We start from the raw sequence: 21,967 nt of genomic DNA, 5'->3' as shown, positions 1-21,967 counted from the left end.
CGCGTGTCCTCATTCCGGAACGGTTGCGAGCAGCAGCAGGACCAGCAGCAGCAGGACGAAGGCGAGCGGGATGATCCAGCGCCGCGGGCTTCCGCCCGCGTTCCGGCCGTGCGCATCCCGGACGCCGGTACGCCGTCCTCCGGTGTTGCGCGTCGTGCCGCCACCCGGCACGTCACGTCCCGGGTTCGCTCCCGGCTCCGGATCCTCGGTCATCGCGTCCCGTGCCGATCGTTTCATTCTGGAAAGGAAACCGAGCCGTCCAGGCGTCGTTCCCGCCCGAGGCCCGGAAAAGGGGATTTGCCGAGAATCCACTTGGCTCGGCCCGACGGTGCGGGCTAGCCTTCGGTCGACGCATGACTGGACGGCACCACACGCATGGCATTTCCGGCCCAAAAGGAAGACGACATACCATCGCCCGATCCCTCCGCCGCCGTCGTGGTCGAGGCCCTGCACAAGAGGTTCGGCGCTCTCGAGGTGCTGAAAGGGGTGTCGTTGCGGGCCAACGAAGGCGACGTGATCTCCATGATCGGCTCGTCCGGGTCGGGCAAGAGCACGTTCCTGCGCTGCATCAACCTGCTGGAAATCCCCGACGAGGGCAGGGTCTGGATCAACGGCGAGCTGATACGCATGGAGCGCGACCGCCACGGGAGGAGCCGGCCGGCAGACGGCCGCCAGGTCGACCGCATCCGCTCCCGGCTGGGCATGGTGTTTCAGAGCTTCAATCTCTGGAGTCACATGACCGTGCTCCAGAACGTGATCGAGGCTCCGATCCACGTCCTGCGCGTACCTCGCGCCGAGGCGGTGGATCGCGCCCGCACGCTGCTCGCCAAGGTCGGGCTGCACGACAAGGAGTCCGCCTATCCCGGTCATCTCTCCGGTGGTCAGCAGCAGCGCGTCGCCATCGCGCGCGCGCTTGCGATGCAGCCTCGGGTGATGCTTTTCGACGAGCCGACCTCCGCGCTGGATCCCGAGCTGGTCGGCGAGGTGCTGCGGGTGATCCGGCAGCTCGCGGACGAGGGCTCGACCATGATCATCGTGACCCACGAGATGGCCTTCGCGCGCGAAGTCTCCTCGGAAGTGATCTTCCTCCACGAGGGCCGCATCGAGGAGCAGGGGCCGCCCGACCAGGTTTTCGGCGATCCGCGCTCGGAGCGGTGCCGCCAGTTTCTCGCGCGCAATCTCTAGGCGACGTACCGACCGGCTTGACCGCGGCCCGGAAATGATGAACTTGTGACCGGAACGGATCCGGCTCGCGGTTCGGGCCAGAACGAGATCCCCAAGAACAAGGAGGCCACCATAGTGAAGAAGATCGTTGCGGCCCTGGCGGCCGGTGCGGCGCTGCTGGCGACGGCGGGTACGGCCGCGGCCCAGGACTGGTCGCGGATCCGCATCGCGACGGAGGGTGCCTATCCTCCGTGGAACACCACCAACGCCGCCGGCCAGCTCGAAGGGTTCGAGATCGACCTCGCCAAGGACCTGTGCCGGCGCATGGAGGCCGAATGCGAGATCGTCGCGCAGGAATGGGACGGCATCATCCCCGGCCTGACCACCGGACGGTACGACGCGATCATGGCCGGCATGTCGGTCACCGACGAGCGTCGGCAGGTGATCAGCTTCGCCGGCCCCTACGCTACGGAGCCGATCGTGTTCTCGGCGCTCAAGGACAGCCCGCTGCTCAAGCTGGATTTCCCGGTCGACCGCGTTGACTACAACCAGGTCAGCGCCGAGGAGCAGCAGGCGCTCGACACGCTCGCCAAGGCGTTGGAAGGCCAGACCGTCGGCGTTCAGGTCGCGACCACGCACCAGAACATGATGCAGGAGTACCTGCCCGACGTCGACGTCCAGACCTACGACAAGGTCGACAGCATCGCGCTCGATCTGCTGTCGGGCCGCATCGACGCGATGTTGGCCGACAGCTCGGCGACGAGGTCCGTGATCGAGACCCAGGGCGGTGTCGAGATCTTCGGTCCGGGCTTCACCGGCGGGCCGATCGGCATCGGCGTCGGCGTCGGCGTGCGCCAGGGCGACGACGCGCTCCGCGAGAAGTTCGACGCCGCGATCAAGGCCGCCACCGAGGACGGCACGATCGCCCGCATGACCACCCAGTGGTTCGGCTTCGACGCCTCGATGAAGGAGTGAAACGGGCCTGAGGCACCGGCTGCCCCGGAGACGGGGCGGCCGGGATGCCGGCTCGCCTTCGCATGTTGGATTTCCTGGACCTTCTCAAGTTCGGCGACGCGGGCTGGGGCGACGAGCTGCTCCGCGGCGCGGCCATGACCGTCGCCGTGGCGGTGGGCGGCTTCCTGCTCGGCCAGGTATTCGGGACGCTCGGCGCGCTGGCCAAGCTTTCGGGCAGCCGCGTGCTCGGCGTGGCCGCCGACTTTTACACCACCGTGCTGCGCGGCATTCCCGAGCTGCTGGTGATCTACCTGCTGTTCTTCGGCACCAATCTCGCCCTGATGAGGGTCGCCCGGATCTTCGGCTACGCCGGCTACATCGAGATCGATGCCTTCCTGGTCGGCGTGCTGGCGATCGGCCTGATCAGCGGCGCCTATTCGACCGAGGTGATCCGGGGCGCGATCATGGCCGTGCCCTATGGCCAGCTTGAGGCCGGCAAGGCGCTCGGCATGCGCCGCGGACAGTTGTTCAGGCGCATCCTGATGCCGCAGACGCTGCGTTTCGCCCTGCCGGGGCTGGGCAATGTGTGGCAGCTCACCCTAAAGGACACGTCGCTGATCTCCGTCATGGCGCTGGCCGAACTGATGCGCGCCGCCAACCTCGCTGCCGGGTCCACGCGCAATCCCTTCCTGTTCTACGGGGCCGCGGCGGTGCTGTATCTCACGATGACCTCCATTTCCACCTACGGCTTCGAGCGTGCCGAGCGGCATGCCAACCGCGGCGTAAGGCGGGCCTGAACCATGGAAGCCGGCGCCATCTACGACGTCCTGTTGCGGCTGCTGGGCGGCCTGCCGCTCACGCTCCAGCTCGTCACGCTGTCGCTTCTGTTCGGCCTGCTGCTCGCCATCGGCGTCGCGTTCCTCCGGCTGTCGCACCATCCGCTGCTGTCGGGCCTTGCCTGGAGCTACGTCTTTGTATTCCGCGGCACGCCGCTGCTGGTGCAGATCTTCCTGATTTATTACGGCCTCGGCCAGTTCGAGTTGGTGCGCGACAGCTTCCTCTGGCCCTTCCTGCGCGAGGCCTACTGGTGCGCGGTCCTCGCCCTGGGCCTCAACACCGCGGCCTATACCGGCGAGATCATCCGCGGCGGCATCCAGTCCGTACCCTTCGGCCAGGTCGAGGCGGCCAAGGCGCTCGGGATGCCCCGCATGACGATCTACCGGCGGATCATCGCACCCGTCGCGATGCGTCAGGCGTTGCCGGCCTATGGCAACGAGATCATCCTGATGGTGAAGGCGAGCTCGCTCGCCAGCACCATCACGCTGCTGGAGGTGACGGGCGTCGCCCGGCGCATCATCTCGCAGACTTTTCAGGTATTCGAAGTCTTCATCATAGCGGGCGCGATCTACCTGCTGGTCAACTTCCTGATCACCCGCATCGTCAAATCGGTGGAGTGGCGCCTGACGCCGCATCTGCGGCGTGCCGGCTGATCTCTCCGAATTCGCCCGAAATTTTTTATAATTTAATTCCATAATCGCCGCGACGAGATTAATATTCTTGTCGTGCGCCGCGAGGCGTGTTTCGAGCAAGGGAGGGCCGGGATGCTGAGCGTCACGCCATCCTCGCCGGAGGCCCGGTCGGAGCCCGGCTGGAGCATCGATGCCGGAGCGGCGGATGCCGGGCTGCGGCGGCGGTTCCGGCTGCCGGCCGTCGCGGTGCTGGCCGCGGGCGGCCTGCTGATCACGGCCCTCGTCCATGTCGCCGCGCGCGGGCAGAACGAGGTCGCTCTCGACCAGCAGATCCATGTCGCACGGTCGGCGATCGACGCCGAGTTGGACAAGCTCGCCGAACTCGCGGTCGATTACGCCTGGTGGGACGAGTCGATCCTCAACCTGATAGACCGGACCGACCTTGCCTGGGCAGACCGGAACATCGGGACCTATCTCCACGAAAACGCCGGGGTCAGTGCTACCTTCGTCCTCGACGCCGGAGATGCGACGGTCTACGCCATGGTCGCGGGCGGGCTGGAAACGGCGGCGGCGGAAACCCGTCTCGGGCCACCGGTCCTCGACCTTGCAGGGACGGCGCGCTCGGGTCCTGCCCGGCCGGTGGTGCCGCGGCGCGCGGTGATGGCGCTGGACGGGGCACCGCAACTCGTCGTGGCGGCGCCGCTGACGCCCGAACCCGGTTCGTCGCTGGCGGTCGAGCCGGGGCGCCGCGGCGTCCTCGTTCTCGCCCGCCCGCTCGACCGCGAGGTTCTCACCCGCATCGGTGCGCGCTTCCTGCTGGACGGGCCTATGCTCGTCGGCTCGCACGCGGCCCCGGACGGGGCCGGCCGGCTCGTGCTCGCCGGGATCGACGGAGAACCGGTCACGACGCTCGTCTGGCAGCCGTCCCGTCCCGGCGACGCGCTGCTCGCCCGCCTGCTTCCGGCGGTGCTGGCGGTCGGCGCCCTGATCGCCATGCTGGCCTGGCGGGTCAACCGGGTCTGGTCCGGTGCGGTGCGCCGCCTCGGGCAGGTCGACCGCCAACTCGCCGCCATCCTCGATCATGCCACCGATGCCGTCGTCATGGTCGGGGCGGACGGCGGGATCGCCGGTATCAACCGTGCCGCGGAGCAGCTGTTCGGCCGGCCGGCGGCGACCGCGGTCGGGGCGGATCTAGACGACCTGCTGCGGTCCACCTGCGGCGGACCCGCGAACGGCTACCTCGGGGCGCGGCGCGGTGCGGTCGAGTTGTCGGCGTGCCGTCCGGACGGAAGCCTCGTCCCCGTGGAGGCGAGCATCGTGCCGCCCGCCGGCGGGGGCGAGCCGGTCGCGACGATGCTGATCCTGCGCGACGTCACCAGGTGCAAGGAGGCCGAGCGCGTGCTGGTGGAGGCCCGCGAGGCGGCGGAACTCGCGAGCCGCGCCAAGTCCGAGTTCGTCGCCAACATGAGCCACGAGCTGCGCACGCCGCTCAACGCCATCATCGGCTTCAGCGAGATCATCAAGGCCGAGATGATGGGGCCGGTCGGCAGCCCCGTCTATCTCAGCTATGCGGCCGACATCCATGCCAGCGGCAGCCACCTGCTGACGGTCATCAACGACATCCTGGATCTGGCGCGGATCGAGGCGGGCAAGACCGCCCTCAACGAGGAGGCGGTCGATCTGCGCGCCTGCGTCTCGGCCTGCGTCCGCCTCCTGCGCGAGCGGGCCGCGGCGGCGGCCCTCTCCCTGGTCGAGGAACTGCCGCGCCGACCCGTGCGCATCGTCGCCGACGACCGCAAGCTCAAGCAGATGATCGTCAACCTGATGTCCAACGCGATCAAGTTCACCCCGCCCGGCGGGGTCGTCCGGATCGGGGTGGTTCACGGCGCCGAGGGCGCGGTCGACCTGTTCGTCGCAGATACCGGCATCGGCATCGCGCCCGAGCACCGGGAGCAGGTGATGCAGCCGTTCGGGCTTGCCGACGGCAGCGGGACGCGCCGCTACGACGGGACCGGGCTCGGCCTGCCCCTGACCCGGGCGTTGATCGAGCTGCACGGAGGCGCCCTGCTCCTCGACAGCGCGCCCGGATCCGGCACCACGGTGACGCTGCGCTTTCCACGGGCGCGGGTAGTGGCCGGCATCGCGGAGGACGGACCCCGGTCCTGCGAGGTCATGGAGGCGTGTTAGACTGCCGGAAACGGACGGGAGCCGCGGCCGGGCGCCCTGCTCCCGGCGCGGCCGTACCGGCCTGCATCGGCTGCGCGGGATGACGCCCCGAGGGTACTCCCGAAGGGCAGGCCTTCACTAGGGGGTTGCCAAGGGCCCCGTACGTGCGGGAGGGTCTTCGCAAGACCCGTCCAAAGCGAGGCCGCAGTGACCGACGCCCATTCCATGACATCTCTTCGCATCCTCGTCGTCGAGGACGAGCCGCTCGTGGCCATGGACATGCAGGACGTGCTGGAGGGGCTCGGAATGCAGGTGGTCGGCACGGCCGCATCGCTGGCCGAGGCCCTGGAACTGGCGGAGGCGGGCGGGTTCGACGGGGCCTTCCTGGACGTCAACCTGCGGGGCGAGCGCATCGACAGGGTTGCGGACCGTCTGGCGACCGCCGGCATCCCCTTCGTCTTCACCACCGGCCAGAGCATGCACGGCTTGCCCGAAGCGCACCGGGAGCGACCCGTTCTGACCAAGCCCTTTCGCGACAGGGACCTGACCGAGGCCGTTCGGAAGCACCTGGGAGGCGGATGATATCGCCGCCTGCGGATTTATGGTTCTTCGAGGGGATTGGTGGAGCAGAGGAGGATCGAACTCCCGACCTTCGCATTGCGAACGCGACGCTCTCCCAGCTGAGCTACTGCCCCACCGTCCGGGAGACCCCGGCATTGCCGAGGCTCTGTGGCGCAGCATATAGGTGAGCGGGGCACATCCTGTCAAGCGTTTCCCCCGCCGTCAAAAGGGGGTGCGGAGGCTTGCCAGTACCGGGCCGGGAGGGTAGGGTGCGTCGCACTCCGGCAGCCAGAGCGCCGTCCCCATGGTCTCGCTTTTCCTCCTGATCGACACCGTCCTGGAACTCTACGTCTGGGTCCTGATCGCATCCGCGGTCCTGAGCTGGCTGTTTGCCTTCGGCGTGGTCAACACCCATAACCGGGTGGTCCACATGATCGGCGACATGCTCTACCGCCTGACCGATCCGGTGCTGGCGCCGATCCGGCGCGTGCTGCCCAACCTCGGCGGCATCGACGTCTCGCCGGTCGTCCTGATCCTGCTGATCTATTTCCTGCGCAACCTCCTGCGCGAGTTGTGGTTCGGGATGTGAGCGGCGGGCCGGTCCGGGTGGTCCCGGACGGCGTCCGCGTCGCCGCGCGCGTCACTCCGAAGGCGTCGCGCAACGCGGTCGCCGGGCTTCGGCCGACGGCCGAGGGCACCATGGCCGTGCTGGTCCAGGTCACGGCGGCGCCCGAGGACGGGCGGGCGAACGAGGCGGTGACGAAGCTGTTGGCGAAGGAGTGGGGCGTGCCCAGGACGGCGGTCGCCGTCGTCGCCGGAGCCACCGACCGCAACAAGATCCTGCACGTCGCGGGCGATCCCGCGGAACTGGCCGGACGCATCGAAGCGCGCCTCGGCGCGATCGGGAGCCGGCGAACCGACCGAGGGCGAGATGACTGAGGCACGCATCATCGACGGCAAGGCGTTCGCGGCGGGCCTGCGCGCCCGCATCGGCGGGGAAGTCGCCGAATTGAGGGAGCGGCATGGGCTGGTGCCCGGCCTCGCCGTGGTCCTGGTCGGCGAGGACCCGGCGAGCCAGGTCTACGTCCGCAACAAGGGGCGCGCCACCCTGGAAGCCGGCATGCGCTCCTTCGAGCACCGGCTCGAGGCCGGCACCGACCAGGCGACGCTTCTGGCGCTCATCGACCGCCTGAACCGGGACCCCGAGGTGCACGGCATCCTCGTCCAGCTGCCGCTGCCGTCCGGTATCGACCCGTCCGCCGTCATCCGCGCGATCGACCCGGCCAAGGACGTCGACGGCTTCCATCCCGTCAACGCCGGGCTGCTCGCCCAGGGCCTGCCCGGCCTCGTTCCCTGCACGCCGCTCGGCTGCCTGATGCTGCTGCGCGACGCGCTGGGCGACTTGGCGGGGCTGCGCGCCCTCGTGCTGGGCCGCTCGACCATCGTCGGCCGACCGATGGCCCAACTCCTGCTGGGCGCGGACTGCACGGTCACGCTCGCCCATTCGCGCACCCGCGACCTGCCGGAGGAATGCCGCCGGGCCGATATCCTGGTCGCCGCCGTCGGCCGGCCCGAGATGGTCCGGGGCGACTGGATAAGGCCGGGGGCCACGGTGATCGACGTCGGCATCAACCGCGTGCCCGCGGCCGAACCCGGCAAGACCCGCCTCGTCGGCGACGTGCGCTTCGACGAGGCCGCCGCGGTCGCCGGGGCGATCACCCCGGTGCCGGGCGGCGTCGGGCCGATGACGATCGCCTGCCTGCTCCATAACACCGTGCTTGCCGCCCGCGCCTCGCACGGCCTCCACCGCTTCGGGCGGGACTGATGATCCGAGCCTATGGACTGGCCTCCGGTGCCGTCGTCGAACTGCCGCTGGCGCCGGGCGTGCCGTTGCCCGAGGGCACGGTATGGATCGACCTGCTGCATCCCGACGACGCCGAACGGGCCCATGTCGCCACCGTCGCCGGGATCGAGCCGCCGACGCGCGAGGAGATGAAGGAGATCGAGGTCTCGAGCCGCCTCTACGCGGAGGGGCCTGCCGCCTACATGACGGCGCCGGTCATCACGCGCGCCGACACGGAGCATCCCGAGCTGGGACCGATCACGTTCATACTGACCCAGAAGCTCCTCGTCACCGTCCGGTTCGTCGAACCGAAATCGGTCGCGACCTTCACCGCGCGCATCCGCCGGCAGCCCGACCTGCTCGCGGGTCCCGAGGAGGCGATGCTGAACCTTCTGGACGCGATCATCGACCGTGCGGCCGACGTGCTGGAGCTGATCGGGGGACGCCTGGACGAACTCGGCCGCTGCATCTTCGTCGCCGACCCGACCACGTCGGCCGGCCGGCGCGACGGCGGCGCGGCCGGCCGGCCGGCCGCGCTGACGGACGTGATGCGCAGCATCGGGCAGGTCGGCGACCTTACGCACAAGACGCGCGACAGTCTCGCCGGGCTCGACCGCCTGTTGGCCTATTTCGTCGCGGTGCATTCCGGCCGGCTGGGCAAGGAGCAGAAGGCGCTGCTGAAGACGCTGACGCGCGACCTGCGTTCGATCTCCGAGCATGCGGCCTTCCTCGCCAACCAGACCGGGTTCCTGCTGGATGCGACGCTCGGCGTCATCAACATCGAGCAGAACGCCATCATCAAGATCTTCTCGGTCGTTGCCGTCGTGTTCCTGCCGCCGACCCTGATCGCCAGCATCTACGGCATGAACTTCGAGGTGATGCCGGAACTCGAATGGCCGCTGGGATATCCGCTCGCCCTGTTGATGATGGTGGTCTCGGCCATCGTTCCGCTCGCCTATTTCCGCCGCAAGGGTTGGCTCTGACACGGGTCCGCCCTGCCAACGTTCCGGAGCCGTCCATGTCCGTCCACGATTTCCGCCGGCCGAACCAGCCCCGACCCCCTCGGCGGCGCAATCCCGACGCCCTGGCCTGGGTCGCCTTCCTGGGCGGCGCCGTCGTCTCCGTGCTGTGGAGCCTGTTCCTCGCGGGCTCGGGCGGCGGCGGAACGTTGATCGGCCTGCTCGCCGCGGTCGGCCTGTGGCTGGCGCTCAACGGGGGCGTCACCGGGGGCGGCAGCCGGGGCGGGCGCGGCGGGCCGCCGAGGCGCTACTGACGGGGCTCAAGAGCCGCCCTTGTCGTCGCGCGGCCCCCGTTTCCACGGCCAGCGGCCCTCGATCTCCGTTTCCAGCGAGAAGCTGAGGAAGGTCCGTATCAGGACGATGAGCCCGAGGATCGCGACGTTGCGCAGTGTCGGGTCGACCGCAACGGTGCCGATGATGTCGGCGGCGACCAGGAACTCGAGGCCCAGCAGGATGCCGCGCGCAAGGCGCGTCCGGTAACCATGGTAGGCGGAGGAGAGGTCGCGGCGCCTGGCCGCCAGCGCTGCGACGAAGATGGCCGTCGCCGAAACCACCGCCACCACGATCACGACGATCCCCGCCGTCTCGATGCCGAGCGTTATCCAGTGCAGCGACAGGTCGTACCATTCCGGCACCGCCATGCGGCCCGTCCCTTCGGAGGCGGCATCGATGCCAGCGGCCCCTCTGGCCGTCTCCTCCATGCATCGCTCCTCTTTTCCGTTTGCGCATCCGGGGAACGGGTGGAGCGGTTCCCGGTTCCGTGCGGCCGGCCGACGCGCTAGCCTCGCGACGTCTTCGAGCGGACGGAGAGGGGTATGGAGACGCTGATCCTGGCGGCGGTGGTGCTGCTGGCCACGCATTTCGGCGCGTCGAGCACGCCGCTGCGCAGCGTGCTGGCCGCGCGTCTGGGGGAGCGCGCCTTCCTCGCCCTGTACTCCCTGGTCGCGCTGGCCGCGATCGTATGGCTGGTTGCGGCCTACCGGCGCGCGCCGTTCGTCGCGCTATGGGGGACGGCGCCTTGGCAGGCCTGGGTCCCGCTGCTCGTGGTGCCGCTTTCGCTCGTGCTGCTGGTCGCAGGCGTCAGCACGCCCAATCCGACCGCGGTCGGCCAGCAGGAACGGCTGTCGGCATCGAGCGTGCGCGGCATGCTGCGCGTCACGCGCAATCCCGTGATGTGGGGCATCGGCCTGTGGGCGCTGGCCCATCTGGTGCCGAACGGCGACCTCGCCTCGGTATTGTTCTTCGGTACTTTCGCGGTGCTGGCGTTGGGAGGGACGCTGCTGATCGAGGCCAAGTCGGCACGCCGCCAGGGGCCGGCCTGGGAGAGCTTCGCGGCGGCGACGTCGAACCTGCCGTTTGCGGCCGTCCTGTCCGGCCGCCAGTCCGTGGGGGCCGCGCTACGCGAGACGGGATGGCCGCGCATCCTCGCCGCCCTCGTGCTGTACGCGCTGCTGCTGCACTTCCACGCCCCGGTGATCGGGGCCTCCCCCCTGCCCGCGGGCTGAGGGGAGCACCGGCGAATTCGGTCCGGCTCAGGACCCTTCGGCCATGCGGCCGAGGCGCAGGCGCAGCGCGTTCAGGCGGATGAAGCCCTGCGCGTCGCGCTGGTCGTAGACGCTGTCCTCCTCGAAGGTGACGTAGTCCAGGCGGTACAGGCTGTGCGGCGACTTGCGGCCGACGACCGTGACGTTGCCCTTGTAGAGCTTTAGGCGCACGGTGCCGGTCACGCGCTCCTGGGTCTGGTCGATCAGCGCCTGCAGCGCCAGACGCTCCGGCGAGAACCAGAAGCCGTTGTAAATCAGCTCCGCGTAGCGGGGCATCAGCTCGTCCTTGAGATGCATCGCCCCACGGTCGAGCGTCAGGCTCTCGACCGCGCGGTGTGCCGCCAGCAGCACGGTGCCGCCGGGAGTCTCGTAGACGCCGCGGCTCTTCATGCCGACGAAGCGGTTCTCGACCAGATCGAGGCGACCGACGCCGTTCGCCCCGCCAAGCTCGTTCAGGCGGGTCAGCAGCGCCGCCGGCGACAGGCGGGTGCCGTCGACCGCGACTGCGTCGCCCTTCTCGAAATCGACCTCGACATAGGTCGGCCGGTCCGGCGCCTTCTCGGGCGAGACGGAGCGGGTGAACATGTCCTCGTCGGGCTCGACCCAGGGATCCTCCAGCGCCTTGCCCTCATAGGAGATGTGCAGCAGGTTGGCGTCCGTGCTGTAGGGCGGCTCGCCGCGCTTGTCCTTGGCGATCGGGATCTGGTGCTTCTCGGCGTAGTCGAGCAGCCGGGTCCGGCTGGTCAGGTCCCACAGCCGCCAGGGAGCGACCACCTTGATGTCGGGCTTGAGCGCGTAGTAGCCCAGCTCGAACCGGACCTGGTCGTTGCCCTTGCCGGTGGCGCCGTGGGCGACCGCGTCGGCGCCGACCTCGTTCGCGATCTCGATCTGGCGCTTGGCGATCAGCGGCCGGGCGATCGAGGTGCCGAGCAGGTAGGTGCCCTCGTAGAGGGTGTTGGCGCGGAACATCGGGAAGACGAAGTCGCGCACGAACTCCTCGCGCAGGTCGTCGATGTAGATCCGCTTCACGCCCATCATCTCGGCCTTGCGGCGGGCGGGCTCCAACTCCTCGCCCTGGCCGATATCGGCGGTGAAGGTGACGACCTCGCAGCCGTAGGTCTCCTGCAGCCAGCGCAGGATGACGGAGGTATCCAGGCCGCCCGAATAGGCCAGCACGATTTTCTTGATGTCGCCGCTCATGATCTTGCCCATGCGGGTGAGGAGTGGGAAACCGCGGGAAGGTAGAGCGTGACGCGCCGGGCCGCAAGCCCGGCGCTGGGCAACTACCCACACCTCGCGGTGGTTGAACCGGCGGGAAACGGAAAGGGCGAACGATGAAGACGATGCTGACGGTGGGCGTCCTGCTGGGCGTGCTGGTCGTCGCCGCGGTGCTGGTCTACCGCTGGATGGCGGCCGCCGCGCCGGTCGAGCTCAGCACTCACGGGATGGTGGCGATGGCGCTCGGCGTGCTCGGCACGCTCGTGCTCGGCGTGGGGCTGATGTTCCTCGTCTTCTACAGCCATCGCCGGGGCTACGATCAGGCCGCCGACGAGTGGCGCCGCGACCGGCGCGACCGGGAGTGACCGCTACGGCCCGTCGGGCCGCCGGTCGTCGACCCGCCGGTTGTCGACCCGATCTTCGGTCCGGCCGGCCTGCCAGCGCGGCCAGCGCGCATAGGCCAGCGCCCAGACGACAAGGATCTCGGCCAACGGGACCATCAGTACCAACGCCCACAGGGGACTGCGCCCGGTCTTGGCCAGGACGAAGCCGGCGAAGCCGATCCTGCCGGCGACGATCAGGCTGACGATGAGCAGGCTGAGCCAGGCCGGCAGGCTCAGCACGCCGTCCAGCAGCCAGTGGCCGGCGACGGAAGGCAACGCCGACTCGGCCGTCACGGTCTCGATCACGGGGTCCATGGCCGGCACCTCCTCAGGTCGCCCGCTGCTTGCGCAGCGGCGGCGGAGGCGGCGGCGGCATGGTCGGCCAAGGCTTGAGCGCCAGCACGGCGGCGACAGCCAGCAGCCCGACCAGGGGCAGGAAGGTCAGCAGCGACCACCACGGCGACAGGCCGGCGCGCCGCAGGATGCGCGCGAGGGGCCAGACCGTCAGCGCGCCGACCACCAGGGAGTTGATGAGGGAACCGAGCAAAGGAAGACACCACCCGCGCATCCGATCGATCGCGAGAGAAAAGGGGATCGAGGGGGCGTCTGTCGAGCCGAAAATCCTTCCGCCGGCAGGTTTTTCCGTCGCGTCAGGTCGCCATCGAGGCGGTTCGCCGCGGGCCGGCGACCAGCCAGATCAGGAAGCCCACCACCGGCATGATCAGGATCAGCAACACCCACAGCACCTTGGCGAGCGTGGACGATCTGCTGCCGATGACGTGAATGATGGCCCAGACGTCGAGGACGAAGACGACCAGCCCGAGCAGAAATTCCATGACGCTCCCCATCCGAGTTTTCGTGTCACGCCAGCCAAACAGGCGCGAAGGTGGAGTGTTCCGCCGAAAGTGCGGCCTGGTCAGAGGGGCCCGGTCAGAGGGGCCCGGTCAGAGGGACTGGGCCGCTTCCTTCTCCGCGATCACCTGGGCCATGGCTGCGCGCTCGGCGGCCGAGAGGCGCAGGCTGTCGGACTTCAACTGGCCGCATGCCGCCATGATATCCTCGCCACGCGGCGTCCGCACCGGACTGGCATAGCCGGCCGCGTTGACGAAGTCGGCGAAGCGCTCGATCTGTTTGCGGTCCGAGCGCTCGAACGGGGCGCCCGGCCAGGGATTGAACGGGATCAGGTTGATCTTGGACGGGATGCCCTTCAGCAGGCGCACCAGCTCGCGCGCGTCGGCGAGGCTGTCGTTCACGCCCTTCAGCATCACGTACTCGAAGGTGATGCGACGCGCGTTGCTGGCGCCGGGATAGGTGCGGCAGGCCTCCAGCAGCTCGGCGATCGGGTATTTCCGGTTGATCGGCACGATGCGGTCGCGCAGCTCGTCCGTGACCGCGTGCAGGGATACTGCGAGATTGACGCCCAGCTCCTCGCCGCAGCGCCGCATTATCGGCACCACGCCCGAGGTCGACAGTGTGATGCGCCGCTTGCTGATCGAGATACCCTCGCCATCCATCACGATCTTCAGCGCCTTGGCGACGTTCTCGTAATTGTAGAGCGGTTCGCCCATGCCCATCATCACGATGTTGGACAGTAGCCGCCCGTCCGGCGGCGCCGGCCACTCGTCGAGCGCGTCGCGGGCCATCATGACCTGGGCGACGATCTCGCCCGCCTCAAGGTTGCGCACGAGGCGCTGCGTACCGGTGTGGCAGAAGCGGCAGGTCAGGGTGCAGCCTACCTGCGAGGAGACGCACAAGGTGCCGCGGTCCTCCTCCGGGATGTGCACCGTTTCGAACTGCTGGCCATCCTCCATGCGCAACAGCCATTTGCGCGTGCCGTCCTCGGAGCGGAGATCCCGGCTGACCTCGGGACGGCGGACCATGAAATGCCCGGACAGGCGTTCGCGCACGGGCTTGGCGAGCGTCGTCATCGTTTCGAACGATGTGGCGCCGCGATGATAGATCCAGTGCCAGAGCTGGCGTGCGCGGAACGGCTCGAGCCCGAGCTCGGCGACCGCGGCGGTCAGCTCGGCCCGGTCGAGCCCGACGAGATTGCGGCGCCCGTCCGACCCGACGGTCGGCGCGAACGTGCTGGCATGACTGAGGACACCCATGGGCGCAGAAATGGGCTCTGCGCCCGCCGCTGTCAAAAGGAAAGTGGGGTCGGCCCCCGCCGCAGGGCGGCGCTTTTAACGGCTGATGCCGCAGGCGGCGTTTTTTATCGGCTGACGCCGCAGGCGGCGTTTTTTATCGGCTGACGCCGCAAGCGGAGTTCATGGCGGTGTAGGCGGCGGACGAGCCGGCAAGGCTGTAGGTGTCCGTCGTCGCGGTGCCGCGGTTCGACGTACCGCGCACGACCATCGAGTTGCCGCCACGGATCGCGGCTACGATCTGGCGGTCCGTCGCCTCGTCCCGGGCCCAGGCCGTGTCGCCGTCGGTGAACAGCCGGAAGGTCTGGTTGCCGATCTGGACCGTCGTCTCGCTGGCGGGCTGGTAGGTATAGCCGGCGATCACGCTGACGACGTCGAGGCTCTTTTCGGCCGGGCGTTGCGTGACCAGCACGTAGATCTCTCCACGCGCCCGGTAGTTGCCCTCGTGCTTGGTCGGCCGGCTCGCCATATAGCAGACCCGGTTCCCGTTCTCCTCGTAGGTGAAGACGTTCCAGTCCTTGTGCGAGCCGACCAGCTTGGGTTCGGCGGCCGAGGCGGCTGCGGAGAGGAATGCGCTGCCGAGGAGCAGGGCGGCGGTCACGGAAGGGATCAGGCGTCGTAGCATGGAGGAGCGCGGACTCTTCGTGCGGGTGCGGTGCGGCATCGCGAGGGGGCCACGGTACATGGGTTGAGGCGGAATTTCCAGCGGGACCGCCGGACCGGAGCAGGTTGCGGGGCGGCCCGTACCGCAACCGGTGCGTTCGGGGCCGCCTGGTCCCAGTCTGCCGGGTTTTGTGGCGAAATTTTAGCGGTCCTCGCCCGGGGCGTCGGCCCGGAACTCCTGGGCGGCGAGACGGCGGTCGCGGCGGGTGCGTACCTTCTGCGCGCCATGCGCCTGCACGCCGTGGGTTTGGCGCGCCGGCCCCTCGGCCGGGCCGCCGACGCGGACCGGCCGTTCCGCGAAACGGCCCAGGCTGATCATGCGGTCGTACATCACCAGCGCGCCGGCGACCCCGACGTTGACGCAGAAGCGGGTCGGTATCCTGACCACGAACTCGCACCGCTCGACCAGGGCGGGCGACAGGCTGCCCCGTTCCGGCCCGAGGACATAGGCTGCGCGCAGGGGATGTCGGAAGCTTGGCAGGTCGACGGCTTCGTCCAAGAGCTCGACGCCGACCAGGCTGCAGCCCTCGGGAAGCCGCATGCCCTCGGGGTCGGGCCAGGTGTAGAGCGGCAGATGGGTGCGCGCGTCGGAGGTGTCGGACACCTTCATGTCGCGCAGGTTCAGCCGGCTCGCCACGGTGAAGGCGAAGCTCGCGCCGAAGGCATGGGCCGAACGGACCAGGCTCCCGACGTTGAAGACCTTGCTGACCCCCTCGACGCCGATGGCGAAGTATCCACGCATGCCCGCACCTTGCACCTGCCGCCGCCGCAGGGCAAGTATCGGGGGCGACCGCCCGTCCGGGCGGCCGTCCCCGTTCCCTACCGCGACGGTCCGAGATGAGCGACGAGTCCCATTCCTCCTGCTGCGGCCACGAGGCCGGGCATAAGCCGGACGACGCCCCCGTCCTGGTCGAGGTGACGCGCGGCGGCATGGTCGAGTCGCGCCACCATGCCGTGGCCTGCGTCGTCGACGCGGAAGGCCGGGTGGTCCGCCACTGGGGCGATTTCGAGCGGCCGGTCTACGCCCGCTCGGCCATCAAGTCGCTCCAGGCCCTGCCCTTGATCGAGACCGGTGCTGCGGACGCCTTCGAGCTCGGCGACGAGGAGTTGGCGCTTGCCTGCGCTTCGCATGCCGGCGAGCCCGTGCATACCGCCCGGGTCGCGGCCTGGCTGGAGCGCATCGGCCTCGGCCCGTCCGACCTCGAATGCGGCGTCCATCTGCCTTACGACGAGGAGACGGCCCACGACCTGCTGCGCCGGGGCGAAGGGCCCCGCCCGGTGCACAACAACTGCTCGGGCAAGCATGCCGGCATGCTGACGACCGCGGTGCATCGGGGCGAGCCGACCCGGGGCTACATCCGCCGCGACCACCCCGTCCAGCAGCGCATCCTGGGCGTTCTCGAGCAGATGACCGGCCACCCCCTCGAGGGCGCCCCCTGGGGCCATGACGGCTGCGGCATCCCGACGATCGCGATCCCGCTCGGCGGCATCGCCTTCGCGATGGCACGCATCGCCGATCCCTCGGGCCTGCCCGACCGCCGGGCCGAGGCGGCGACGCGGCTGCGCCGGGCCTGGAGCGCGCATCCGCACCTCGTCGGCGGCCGGGGCAGCTACGACACCGGCCTGATGAAGGCGGCCGGCAGCCGGGTGCTGCTGAAGGTCGGCGCGGAAGGCGTGATGTGCGCGGTCGTGCCGGAGCTTGGCCTGGGCGCGGCGGTCAAGGTCGAGGACGGGGCGGGCCGCGCCGCCGGCGTGGCAATGGCCGCGATCCTCGGCGAACTCGGCGTGCTGCCGGACGCGGGCGAGGACCTGGCGGCGCTGCTGCGGCCGCCGCTCGCCAACCGCGCCGGGCTGCGGGTCGGCGAGGTCCGGCCGTCCGACGTGCTCGCCGGCGGGCCGGCGGCATGAGGGGGGACCTTCGCGCGCAGTACGAAGCCTATCCCTATCCCGAGCGCGACCCCCGGGACGAGGCGCGCCGGCTGGTCACGGGATCGCCCGGCCACCTGGACGAGGTGATCCATTTCGGGTTCGGCGGCCGCCTCGACGCCGCACGGCCGTTCAGAGTACTGGTCGCCGGCGGCGGCACCGGCGATGCGACGATCATGATCGCGCAGCAGGCGCGCGATGCCGGCTTGCCGATGGAGGTGACGTATCTCGACCTCTCGGACGCCTCGCTCGCGGTCGCGCGGGCGCGCGCCGAGGCGCGGGGACTGACCTCGATCCGGTTCCTGCGCGGCTCGCTGCTCGACCTTGCCGGCCTCGGCCCGTTCGACTACGTCGACTGCTGCGGCGTGCTGCATCATCTGGACGACCCCGAGGCCGGGTTGCGCTCCCTCGCCTCGGCGCTGGCGCCGGGCGGGGCGATCGGCATCATGGTCTATGGCACCTATGGCCGGACGGGCGTCTACCCGCTCCAGGACGCGTTGCGGGCGCTCACGGACGGCCTCGACCCGCCGGCCCGGATCGCGCTGGCCAAGCGGCTGCTGGCCGGGCTGCCGCCGACGAACTGGCTGCGCCGCAATCCCCATGTCGGCGACTGGCGGCAGTCGGACGCGGGGCTCTACGACCTGCTGCTGCACGGCTGCGACCGGTCCTACACGGTGCCGGAGCTGTTTACCCTCGCCGATGCGGCCGGGCTCGCGATCACTGCGCTGATCGAGCCCGCGCGCTACGAACCCGGGACCTGGGTCTCCGACCCGGCCGTGCTGAAGCGTGCCGAAGGGCTGGATCGGATCGGCCGCGCGGCATTGGCCGAGCGGATCGCCGGCAATGCGGCGAAGCATGTCTGCTACCTGACCCGGCCGGAGGACGCGGCGTCGGCCGTCGCGGCGCCGGACGGGCCGGACGTGGTGCCGGTCCTGCGCGACCTCGACGGGCCGGCATTGGCTCGCGGCCTGAAGCCGGGCGCGGCGCTGGAGGCCGAACTCGGCGGCGTCGCCCTGCGCTTCGCGCTGCCGCGGCTTGCGGGCCCGATACTGGCCCGCATCGACGGCCGCACCAGCCTGGGGGCGGTGCACGCGGCCCTGCAAGACCTCGACTCCCGGCTGGGCTGGGACGCGTTCATGACCCAGTACGACGAGCTGTACCGGGTGCTGAACGGGCTTAACAAGCTGGTACTGCGGCGCCGGGCGCATCGGTCGTAGCCGGCTGCCCTCACACCGCCAGGAACCCGCCGGACTGACGCTCCCACAGGCGGGCGTAGAGGCCGCCGCGGGCGATCATCTCCTGATGGGTGCCCTCCTCGACGATGCGGCCCTCGTCCATCACCACCAGACGGTCGAGGGCGGCGATCGTCGACAGGCGGTGGGCGATCGCGATCACCGTCTTGCCCTTCATCAGGGCCGCGAGCTGGCCCTGGATGGCCGCCTCGACCTCCGAGTCCAGCGCCGAGGTCGCCTCGTCCAGGATCAGGATCGGCGCATCCTTCAAGATCACGCGCGCGATCGCGATGCGCTGGCGCTGGCCGCCGGACAGCTTGACGCCGCGCTCGCCGACCTGGACGTCGTAGCCGGTGCGCCCCTGGCGGTCGCGCAGGGCTTCGATGAAGCCGTCCGCCTCCGCCAGCCGCGCGGCGCGCACGACGTCCGCGTCGGTGGCCTCTGGGCGGCCGTAGCGGATGTTCTCGGCGATCGTGCGGTGCAGCAGCGCGGTGTCCTGGGTCACCACGCCGATATTGGCCCGCAGGCTCGTCTGGGTCACGTCGGCTATGTCCTGCCCGTCGACCAGGATGCGCCCGCCCTCCAGGTCGTAGAACCGCAGCAGCAGGTTGACCAGCGTCGACTTGCCCGCCCCAGACCGGCCGACCAGCCCGACCCGCTCGCCCGGCCGGACGTGCAGGGTCAGTCCATCGACGACCCCGGATTCCCGGCCGTAGTGGAAGCGGACATCCTCGAAGCGGATCTCTCCGCGGCCGACGGTCAGCTCGCGGGCGCCGGGGCGGTCGGTCACGCCGTGCGGCCGGGCGATCGTCTCCATGCCGTTCTGGACGGTGCCGACGTTCTCGAAGAGCGCGGTGATCGTGCGCAGGATCCAGCCCGACATCTGGGTCAGGCGGATGATCAGGCCGGTCGCCATCGCGGTCGCGCCGGCCGTCACGGTGCCGCCCAGCCACAGATGCACCGCGAACCCGACTGTCGCGGTCAGCAGCAGCCCGTTCAGGACCGTCAGGATCACCGTCATGTCGAAGATCGCCCGCATCATCGCCCGGAACGCCTCGAGGTGGCGGACGAGGCCGGCCCGCGCGAAGGCGTCCTCGCGCTCGGCATGGGCGAACAGCTTCACCGAGAGGATGTTGGTGTAGCTGTCGACGACGCACCCCGACAGCGACGATGTCGCCTCCGACAACGCCGCCGACTTGTGGCGCACCGGCGGCACCATGCGCACGATCACGATGGCGTAGGCCGCCGTCCAGGCCGCGAGCGGCAGCAGAAGCCGCCAGTCCAGCGCCGCCAGCAGAGCCACCGTCCCGGCGAGGAAAGTGACCAGGAACCATACCCCGTCGATGACGTTGACGACCGATTCGCGCACCGCCGGGCCGGTCTGCATCACCTTCTGCGCGATGCGGCCGGCGAAGTCGTTCTGGAAGAAGGACAGGCTCTGGCGCAGGACCCAGCGGTAGTTCTGCCAGCGGATGCGGTTGGTCAGCGCCGGCACCAGGGTCAGCGTGATCAGCCCGCGCGACGCGAGCACCAGGATCGGGCGCAGGACGAGCGCCACTGCCGCCATTCCGGCGAGCGTCCAGCCGTGCTGGTCGAGGAAGTCCTCGCGCGCCGTGGTGCCCATCCAGTCGACTATGATGCCGAGGAACGCGAACTGCGCCAGCTCCGCGACCGAGGCAAGCCCGGCCACCACCAGCGTCAGCACGAGCAGTCCCCGCACCGGCTTCAGGAAATGCGCGTAGAAGCCGGCGACCCCGGCCGGCGGCTGGACCACGTCCTGGGAAGCGAGAGGCTCCAGGAGGCGCTCGAAGAAGGCATGCATGGAACCGTCACCGGGTTGGGGGCTGCGCGGACGGGGGCGACAGCAGGTGAAACACTCTTCGCCCCCGACCGGTCAACAGGCGACGGGGCGGGAACCATCCCGACCGGCCGTGGTTCTCGGGGCCGGAACACGGGAACGGGAGATCGGGCATGGCGCTGCAGCGATGGCGGGACGCCGAGGCCGGAGGACGGGTGCGGAGCGGGGCGATCCTGGCCGTGGGAGCGGCAGCGCTCGCGGCGGCCGCCGTCTACAACGCGCGCCGGGCGCGGCGCATTCAGCGGGAGATGCCGCCGACGGGACGGTTCGTCACCGTCGACGGCGTTCGGCTCCACTATCTGGAAAAGGGAGAGGGGCCGCCGGTGGTTCTGCTCCACGGCAACCTGGTCGAGGCGCGGGACTTCGCGCTGAGCGGCGTGCTGGATCTCGCGGCCGGGCGGCACCGCGTCGTCGCCTTCGACCGCCCCGGCTTCGGCCACAGCGACCGGCCCCGCGGAAAGGCCTGGACGGCCCGCCAGCAGGCCGAACTGCTCCACCGCGCCTTCGAACGGCTCGGGATCGTGCGGCCGGTCGTCGTCGGCCATTCCTGGGGCTGCGTCGTGGCCCTGGCCATGGCCCTCGCCCGGCCGGACTCGGTGCGCGGGCTGGTGCTCGCCGGCGGCTACTACTTTCCTACGGCCAGGCTGGACGCGCTGATGGTGGCGCCCGCCGCCCTTCCCGTGGTGGGCGACGTGCTGCGCCACACCGTGCTGCCGCTGCTCGGCCGCGTGCTGACGCCGCTGATGCTGCGCAGCGTGTTCGATCCGGCCCCCATCCCTCCGGGCTATGCGGGAGCCCTGCCGGTCGAGCGCGCGGTCCGGCCGTCGCAGATCCGCGCCACGGCCCAGGATGGCGCCACCATGGTGCCTACCGTGGCCGGGATGCGCCGCGGCTATGGGGACCTGCGGATGCCGGTCGCGATCTTCGCCGGCACGGGAGACCACGTCGTCGGCCACGAGGCGCATGCGGTCCGCCTGCACCATGAGATCGCATCCTCGGAACTGCGGCTGATCGCCGGTGCCGGGCACATGGTCCACCATGCCGTCCCCGAACTGGTCGCAGACGCCATAGACGCCGTTGCCGCGCATCCCGCGGTCCTGGCGGAACCGGAGGCGGTGCGGTGAACCCGGTCCTGGCGGCCGCCGTCGCCGGATGCCTGGCAACCGGCCCGATGACGGCCGTCATGTCCGGGCTGTTCCGCCGCCTTCCCGCCGGCGAGCGCCACCCGCTGCCGCCCCGCCTCGTGACCGAGCGCCTCCTCGGCCCGCTGGGGCTGCTGGACGGCGTGCCGGAGGACCGGCGGGCCGACGCGGCGCTGGCGGCCCATTACGCCTATGGGGCGCTTACCGGGGCGGGATACCCGCTCGCGGCCCGCGTGCTGGGCGGCCCGCCGGTAGTCGCGGGCGCGGCCTACGGGGTCGCGGTCTGGGCCGCCAGCTATCTGGGCTGGATCCCGGCGACCGGTACGCTGACGCCGGCCACCCGCCATTCCCGGCGCCGCAACGCGATGATGATCGCAGCCCATCTCGTCTGGGGCGGGGCGACCGCCGCGCTGGCGCAGACTCTGTGCGCGCGTCCTTCCGGATTTGGTGCGCCGCACGGTGCGACCGCGCCGGTGTCGCCGGCCTTGCCGGAGATCCCGGAGCCGGAGGCGGTGCGGATGAGGGCCTGGTAGTAGAGCGTCTGCCGGTGGCGCTCCAGCGCCACGGCCGAGACGACGGCGAGGAAGGTGAGCGGGCCCGCACGCACCGCGACGCCCTCCACTTCCAGCACCTCGCCGAGCCTCTGAGCGGCGCGCGTGCTTCATGCCGTCTCCGTCA

General features: G+C 70.2%; 27 protein-coding genes and 1 tRNA gene. 17 read left to right on the top strand and 11 right to left on the bottom strand.

What is annotated here, in order from left to right; translation table 11 throughout:
* Window positions 1–9: 9 nt before the first annotated feature.
* Window positions 10–213, bottom strand: a complete 204-nt coding sequence (locus VGO20_RS15900) for a hypothetical protein (protein WP_327503352.1) — start codon at window positions 211–213, stop codon at window positions 10–12.
* A gap of 162 nt (window positions 214–375) precedes the next feature.
* Between VGO20_RS15900 and VGO20_RS15895 the strand changes: the two genes are divergently transcribed.
* The 6 genes from VGO20_RS15895 (at window position 376) to VGO20_RS15870 (ending at window position 6,335) form a co-directional block, all read left to right on the top strand.
* Window positions 376–1,185: an ABC transporter ATP-binding protein gene (locus VGO20_RS15895; protein ID WP_327503351.1), complete on the top strand. Its 810-nt coding sequence runs from the start codon at window positions 376–378 to the stop codon at window positions 1,183–1,185.
* Between the two features lie 114 nt (window positions 1,186–1,299).
* On the top strand, window positions 1,300–2,139 hold the full coding sequence (locus VGO20_RS15890; RefSeq protein ID WP_327503350.1) for a transporter substrate-binding domain-containing protein: 840 nt from the start codon (window positions 1,300–1,302) through the stop codon (window positions 2,137–2,139).
* A gap of 62 nt (window positions 2,140–2,201) precedes the next feature.
* The gene (locus tag VGO20_RS15885; RefSeq protein WP_327503349.1) at window positions 2,202–2,915 is read left to right on the top strand and encodes an ABC transporter permease; all 714 of its coding nucleotides are present in this window, start codon (window positions 2,202–2,204) and stop codon (window positions 2,913–2,915) included.
* Between the two features lie 3 nt (window positions 2,916–2,918).
* On the top strand, window positions 2,919–3,608 hold the full coding sequence (locus VGO20_RS15880) for an ABC transporter permease (RefSeq protein ID WP_327503348.1): 690 nt from the start codon (window positions 2,919–2,921) through the stop codon (window positions 3,606–3,608).
* A gap of 111 nt (window positions 3,609–3,719) precedes the next feature.
* Window positions 3,720–5,774 carry an ATP-binding protein gene (locus tag VGO20_RS15875; protein ID WP_327503347.1) on the top strand — a complete coding sequence of 685 codons (2,055 nt, stop codon included), beginning with the start codon at window positions 3,720–3,722 and terminating at the stop codon, window positions 5,772–5,774.
* Between the two features lie 204 nt (window positions 5,775–5,978).
* Window positions 5,979–6,335 carry a response regulator gene (locus VGO20_RS15870; RefSeq protein ID WP_327503346.1) on the top strand — a complete coding sequence of 119 codons (357 nt, stop codon included), beginning with the start codon at window positions 5,979–5,981 and terminating at the stop codon, window positions 6,333–6,335.
* A gap of 37 nt (window positions 6,336–6,372) precedes the next feature.
* Here the strand turns inward: VGO20_RS15870 and VGO20_RS15865 are convergent.
* Window positions 6,373–6,448 (bottom strand) — tRNA-Ala (locus VGO20_RS15865).
* A 170-nt stretch (window positions 6,449–6,618) separates the two neighbouring features.
* On the opposite strand from VGO20_RS15865, the gene VGO20_RS15860 reads away from it, so the two are divergent.
* From VGO20_RS15860 to VGO20_RS15840, 5 genes are read left to right on the top strand one after another with little or no spacing between them, the layout of a single operon-like run.
* Complete coding sequence (locus VGO20_RS15860) at window positions 6,619–6,903, top strand: YggT family protein (protein ID WP_327503345.1); 285 nt, start codon at window positions 6,619–6,621, stop codon at window positions 6,901–6,903.
* Window positions 6,900–7,253 (top strand): DUF167 domain-containing protein, encoded by a 354-nt coding sequence (locus VGO20_RS15855; RefSeq protein WP_327503344.1) that lies wholly within the window; start codon window positions 6,900–6,902, stop codon window positions 7,251–7,253. Before VGO20_RS15860 ends, VGO20_RS15855 begins: the two co-directional genes overlap by 4 nt.
* Window positions 7,246–8,139, top strand: coding sequence for a bifunctional methylenetetrahydrofolate dehydrogenase/methenyltetrahydrofolate cyclohydrolase FolD (gene folD, locus VGO20_RS15850; protein ID WP_327503343.1), 894 nt, complete (start codon window positions 7,246–7,248; stop codon window positions 8,137–8,139). Before VGO20_RS15855 ends, folD begins: the two co-directional genes overlap by 8 nt.
* The gene (locus tag VGO20_RS15845) at window positions 8,139–9,140 is read left to right on the top strand and encodes a magnesium transporter CorA family protein (protein ID WP_327503342.1); all 1,002 of its coding nucleotides are present in this window, start codon (window positions 8,139–8,141) and stop codon (window positions 9,138–9,140) included. Before folD ends, VGO20_RS15845 begins: the two co-directional genes overlap by 1 nt.
* 35 nt (window positions 9,141–9,175) lie before the next feature.
* Window positions 9,176–9,430, top strand: coding sequence for a hypothetical protein (locus tag VGO20_RS15840; RefSeq protein WP_327503341.1), 255 nt, complete (start codon window positions 9,176–9,178; stop codon window positions 9,428–9,430).
* A gap of 6 nt (window positions 9,431–9,436) precedes the next feature.
* Here VGO20_RS15840 and VGO20_RS15835 read toward each other — a convergent pair whose 3' ends face one another.
* Window positions 9,437–9,877 (bottom strand): DUF1622 domain-containing protein, encoded by a 441-nt coding sequence (locus tag VGO20_RS15835; protein WP_327503340.1) that lies wholly within the window; start codon window positions 9,875–9,877, stop codon window positions 9,437–9,439.
* Between the two features lie 114 nt (window positions 9,878–9,991).
* Between VGO20_RS15835 and VGO20_RS15830 the strand changes: the two genes are divergently transcribed.
* Window positions 9,992–10,681 (top strand): NnrU family protein, encoded by a 690-nt coding sequence (locus VGO20_RS15830; RefSeq protein ID WP_327503339.1) that lies wholly within the window; start codon window positions 9,992–9,994, stop codon window positions 10,679–10,681.
* 27 nt (window positions 10,682–10,708) lie between these two features.
* Here the strand turns inward: VGO20_RS15830 and VGO20_RS15825 are convergent, their stop codons facing one another.
* On the bottom strand, window positions 10,709–11,920 hold the full coding sequence (locus VGO20_RS15825) for an argininosuccinate synthase (protein WP_327503338.1): 1,212 nt from the start codon (window positions 11,918–11,920) through the stop codon (window positions 10,709–10,711).
* Between the two features lie 134 nt (window positions 11,921–12,054).
* Here VGO20_RS15825 and VGO20_RS15820 point away from each other — a divergent pair, with 134 nt between their 5' ends.
* Complete coding sequence (locus tag VGO20_RS15820) at window positions 12,055–12,303, top strand: hypothetical protein (RefSeq protein WP_327503337.1); 249 nt, start codon at window positions 12,055–12,057, stop codon at window positions 12,301–12,303.
* Window positions 12,304–12,306: 3 nt separating this feature from the next.
* Here the strand turns inward: VGO20_RS15820 and VGO20_RS15815 are convergent, their stop codons facing one another.
* From VGO20_RS15815 to VGO20_RS15790, 6 genes are all read right to left on the bottom strand, one after another.
* Window positions 12,307–12,636: a hypothetical protein gene (locus VGO20_RS15815; protein WP_327503336.1), complete on the bottom strand. Its 330-nt coding sequence runs from the start codon at window positions 12,634–12,636 to the stop codon at window positions 12,307–12,309.
* A gap of 13 nt (window positions 12,637–12,649) precedes the next feature.
* Entirely contained in the window at window positions 12,650–12,868 is a 219-nt protein-coding gene (locus VGO20_RS15810; RefSeq protein WP_327503335.1) for a hypothetical protein, read from the bottom strand.
* Window positions 12,869–12,971: 103 nt separating this feature from the next.
* Window positions 12,972–13,157, bottom strand: coding sequence for a PLD nuclease N-terminal domain-containing protein (locus tag VGO20_RS15805; RefSeq protein WP_327503334.1), 186 nt, complete (start codon window positions 13,155–13,157; stop codon window positions 12,972–12,974).
* A gap of 108 nt (window positions 13,158–13,265) precedes the next feature.
* Window positions 13,266–14,432, bottom strand: coding sequence for a dual-specificity RNA methyltransferase RlmN (rlmN, locus tag VGO20_RS15800; RefSeq protein WP_327503333.1), 1,167 nt, complete (start codon window positions 14,430–14,432; stop codon window positions 13,266–13,268).
* Between the two features lie 133 nt (window positions 14,433–14,565).
* Complete coding sequence (locus VGO20_RS15795; protein ID WP_327503332.1) at window positions 14,566–15,093, bottom strand: invasion associated locus B family protein; 528 nt, start codon at window positions 15,091–15,093, stop codon at window positions 14,566–14,568.
* Between the two features lie 180 nt (window positions 15,094–15,273).
* A complete protein-coding gene (locus tag VGO20_RS15790) occupies window positions 15,274–15,873 on the bottom strand; it encodes an RNA methyltransferase (RefSeq protein ID WP_327503331.1) in 600 nt (199 codons plus the stop codon).
* Window positions 15,874–15,968: 95 nt separating this feature from the next.
* Here VGO20_RS15790 and VGO20_RS15785 point away from each other — a divergent pair, with 95 nt between their 5' ends.
* Both VGO20_RS15785 and VGO20_RS15780 read left to right on the top strand, forming a co-directional pair.
* Entirely contained in the window at window positions 15,969–17,039 is a 1,071-nt protein-coding gene (locus tag VGO20_RS15785; RefSeq protein ID WP_327503330.1) for an asparaginase, read from the top strand.
* On the top strand, window positions 17,036–18,274 hold the full coding sequence (locus VGO20_RS15780) for a class I SAM-dependent methyltransferase (RefSeq protein ID WP_327503329.1): 1,239 nt from the start codon (window positions 17,036–17,038) through the stop codon (window positions 18,272–18,274). Before VGO20_RS15785 ends, VGO20_RS15780 begins: the two co-directional genes overlap by 4 nt.
* 10 nt (window positions 18,275–18,284) lie before the next feature.
* Here VGO20_RS15780 and VGO20_RS15775 read toward each other — a convergent pair whose 3' ends face one another.
* Window positions 18,285–20,111, bottom strand: a complete 1,827-nt coding sequence (locus tag VGO20_RS15775) for an ABC transporter ATP-binding protein (RefSeq protein WP_327503328.1) — start codon at window positions 20,109–20,111, stop codon at window positions 18,285–18,287.
* A 149-nt stretch (window positions 20,112–20,260) separates the two neighbouring features.
* Here VGO20_RS15775 and VGO20_RS15770 point away from each other — a divergent pair, with 149 nt between their 5' ends.
* Together VGO20_RS15770 and VGO20_RS15765 are read left to right on the top strand one after the other, a co-directional pair.
* Entirely contained in the window at window positions 20,261–21,271 is a 1,011-nt protein-coding gene (locus tag VGO20_RS15770) for an alpha/beta fold hydrolase (RefSeq protein ID WP_327503327.1), read from the top strand.
* A complete protein-coding gene (locus VGO20_RS15765; RefSeq protein WP_327503326.1) occupies window positions 21,268–21,822 on the top strand; it encodes a hypothetical protein in 555 nt (184 codons plus the stop codon). The genes VGO20_RS15770 and VGO20_RS15765 overlap by 4 nt, the downstream gene beginning before the upstream one ends.
* Window positions 21,823–21,967 lie beyond the last annotated feature (145 nt).

The organism is Arenibaculum sp., from assembly GCF_035998295.1.
Taxonomy (GTDB): domain Bacteria; phylum Pseudomonadota; class Alphaproteobacteria; order Azospirillales; family Azospirillaceae; genus DASYHS01.
Note: the sequence above shows the minus strand (reverse complement) of the source record. Positions and strands in the feature narration are given on the sequence as shown.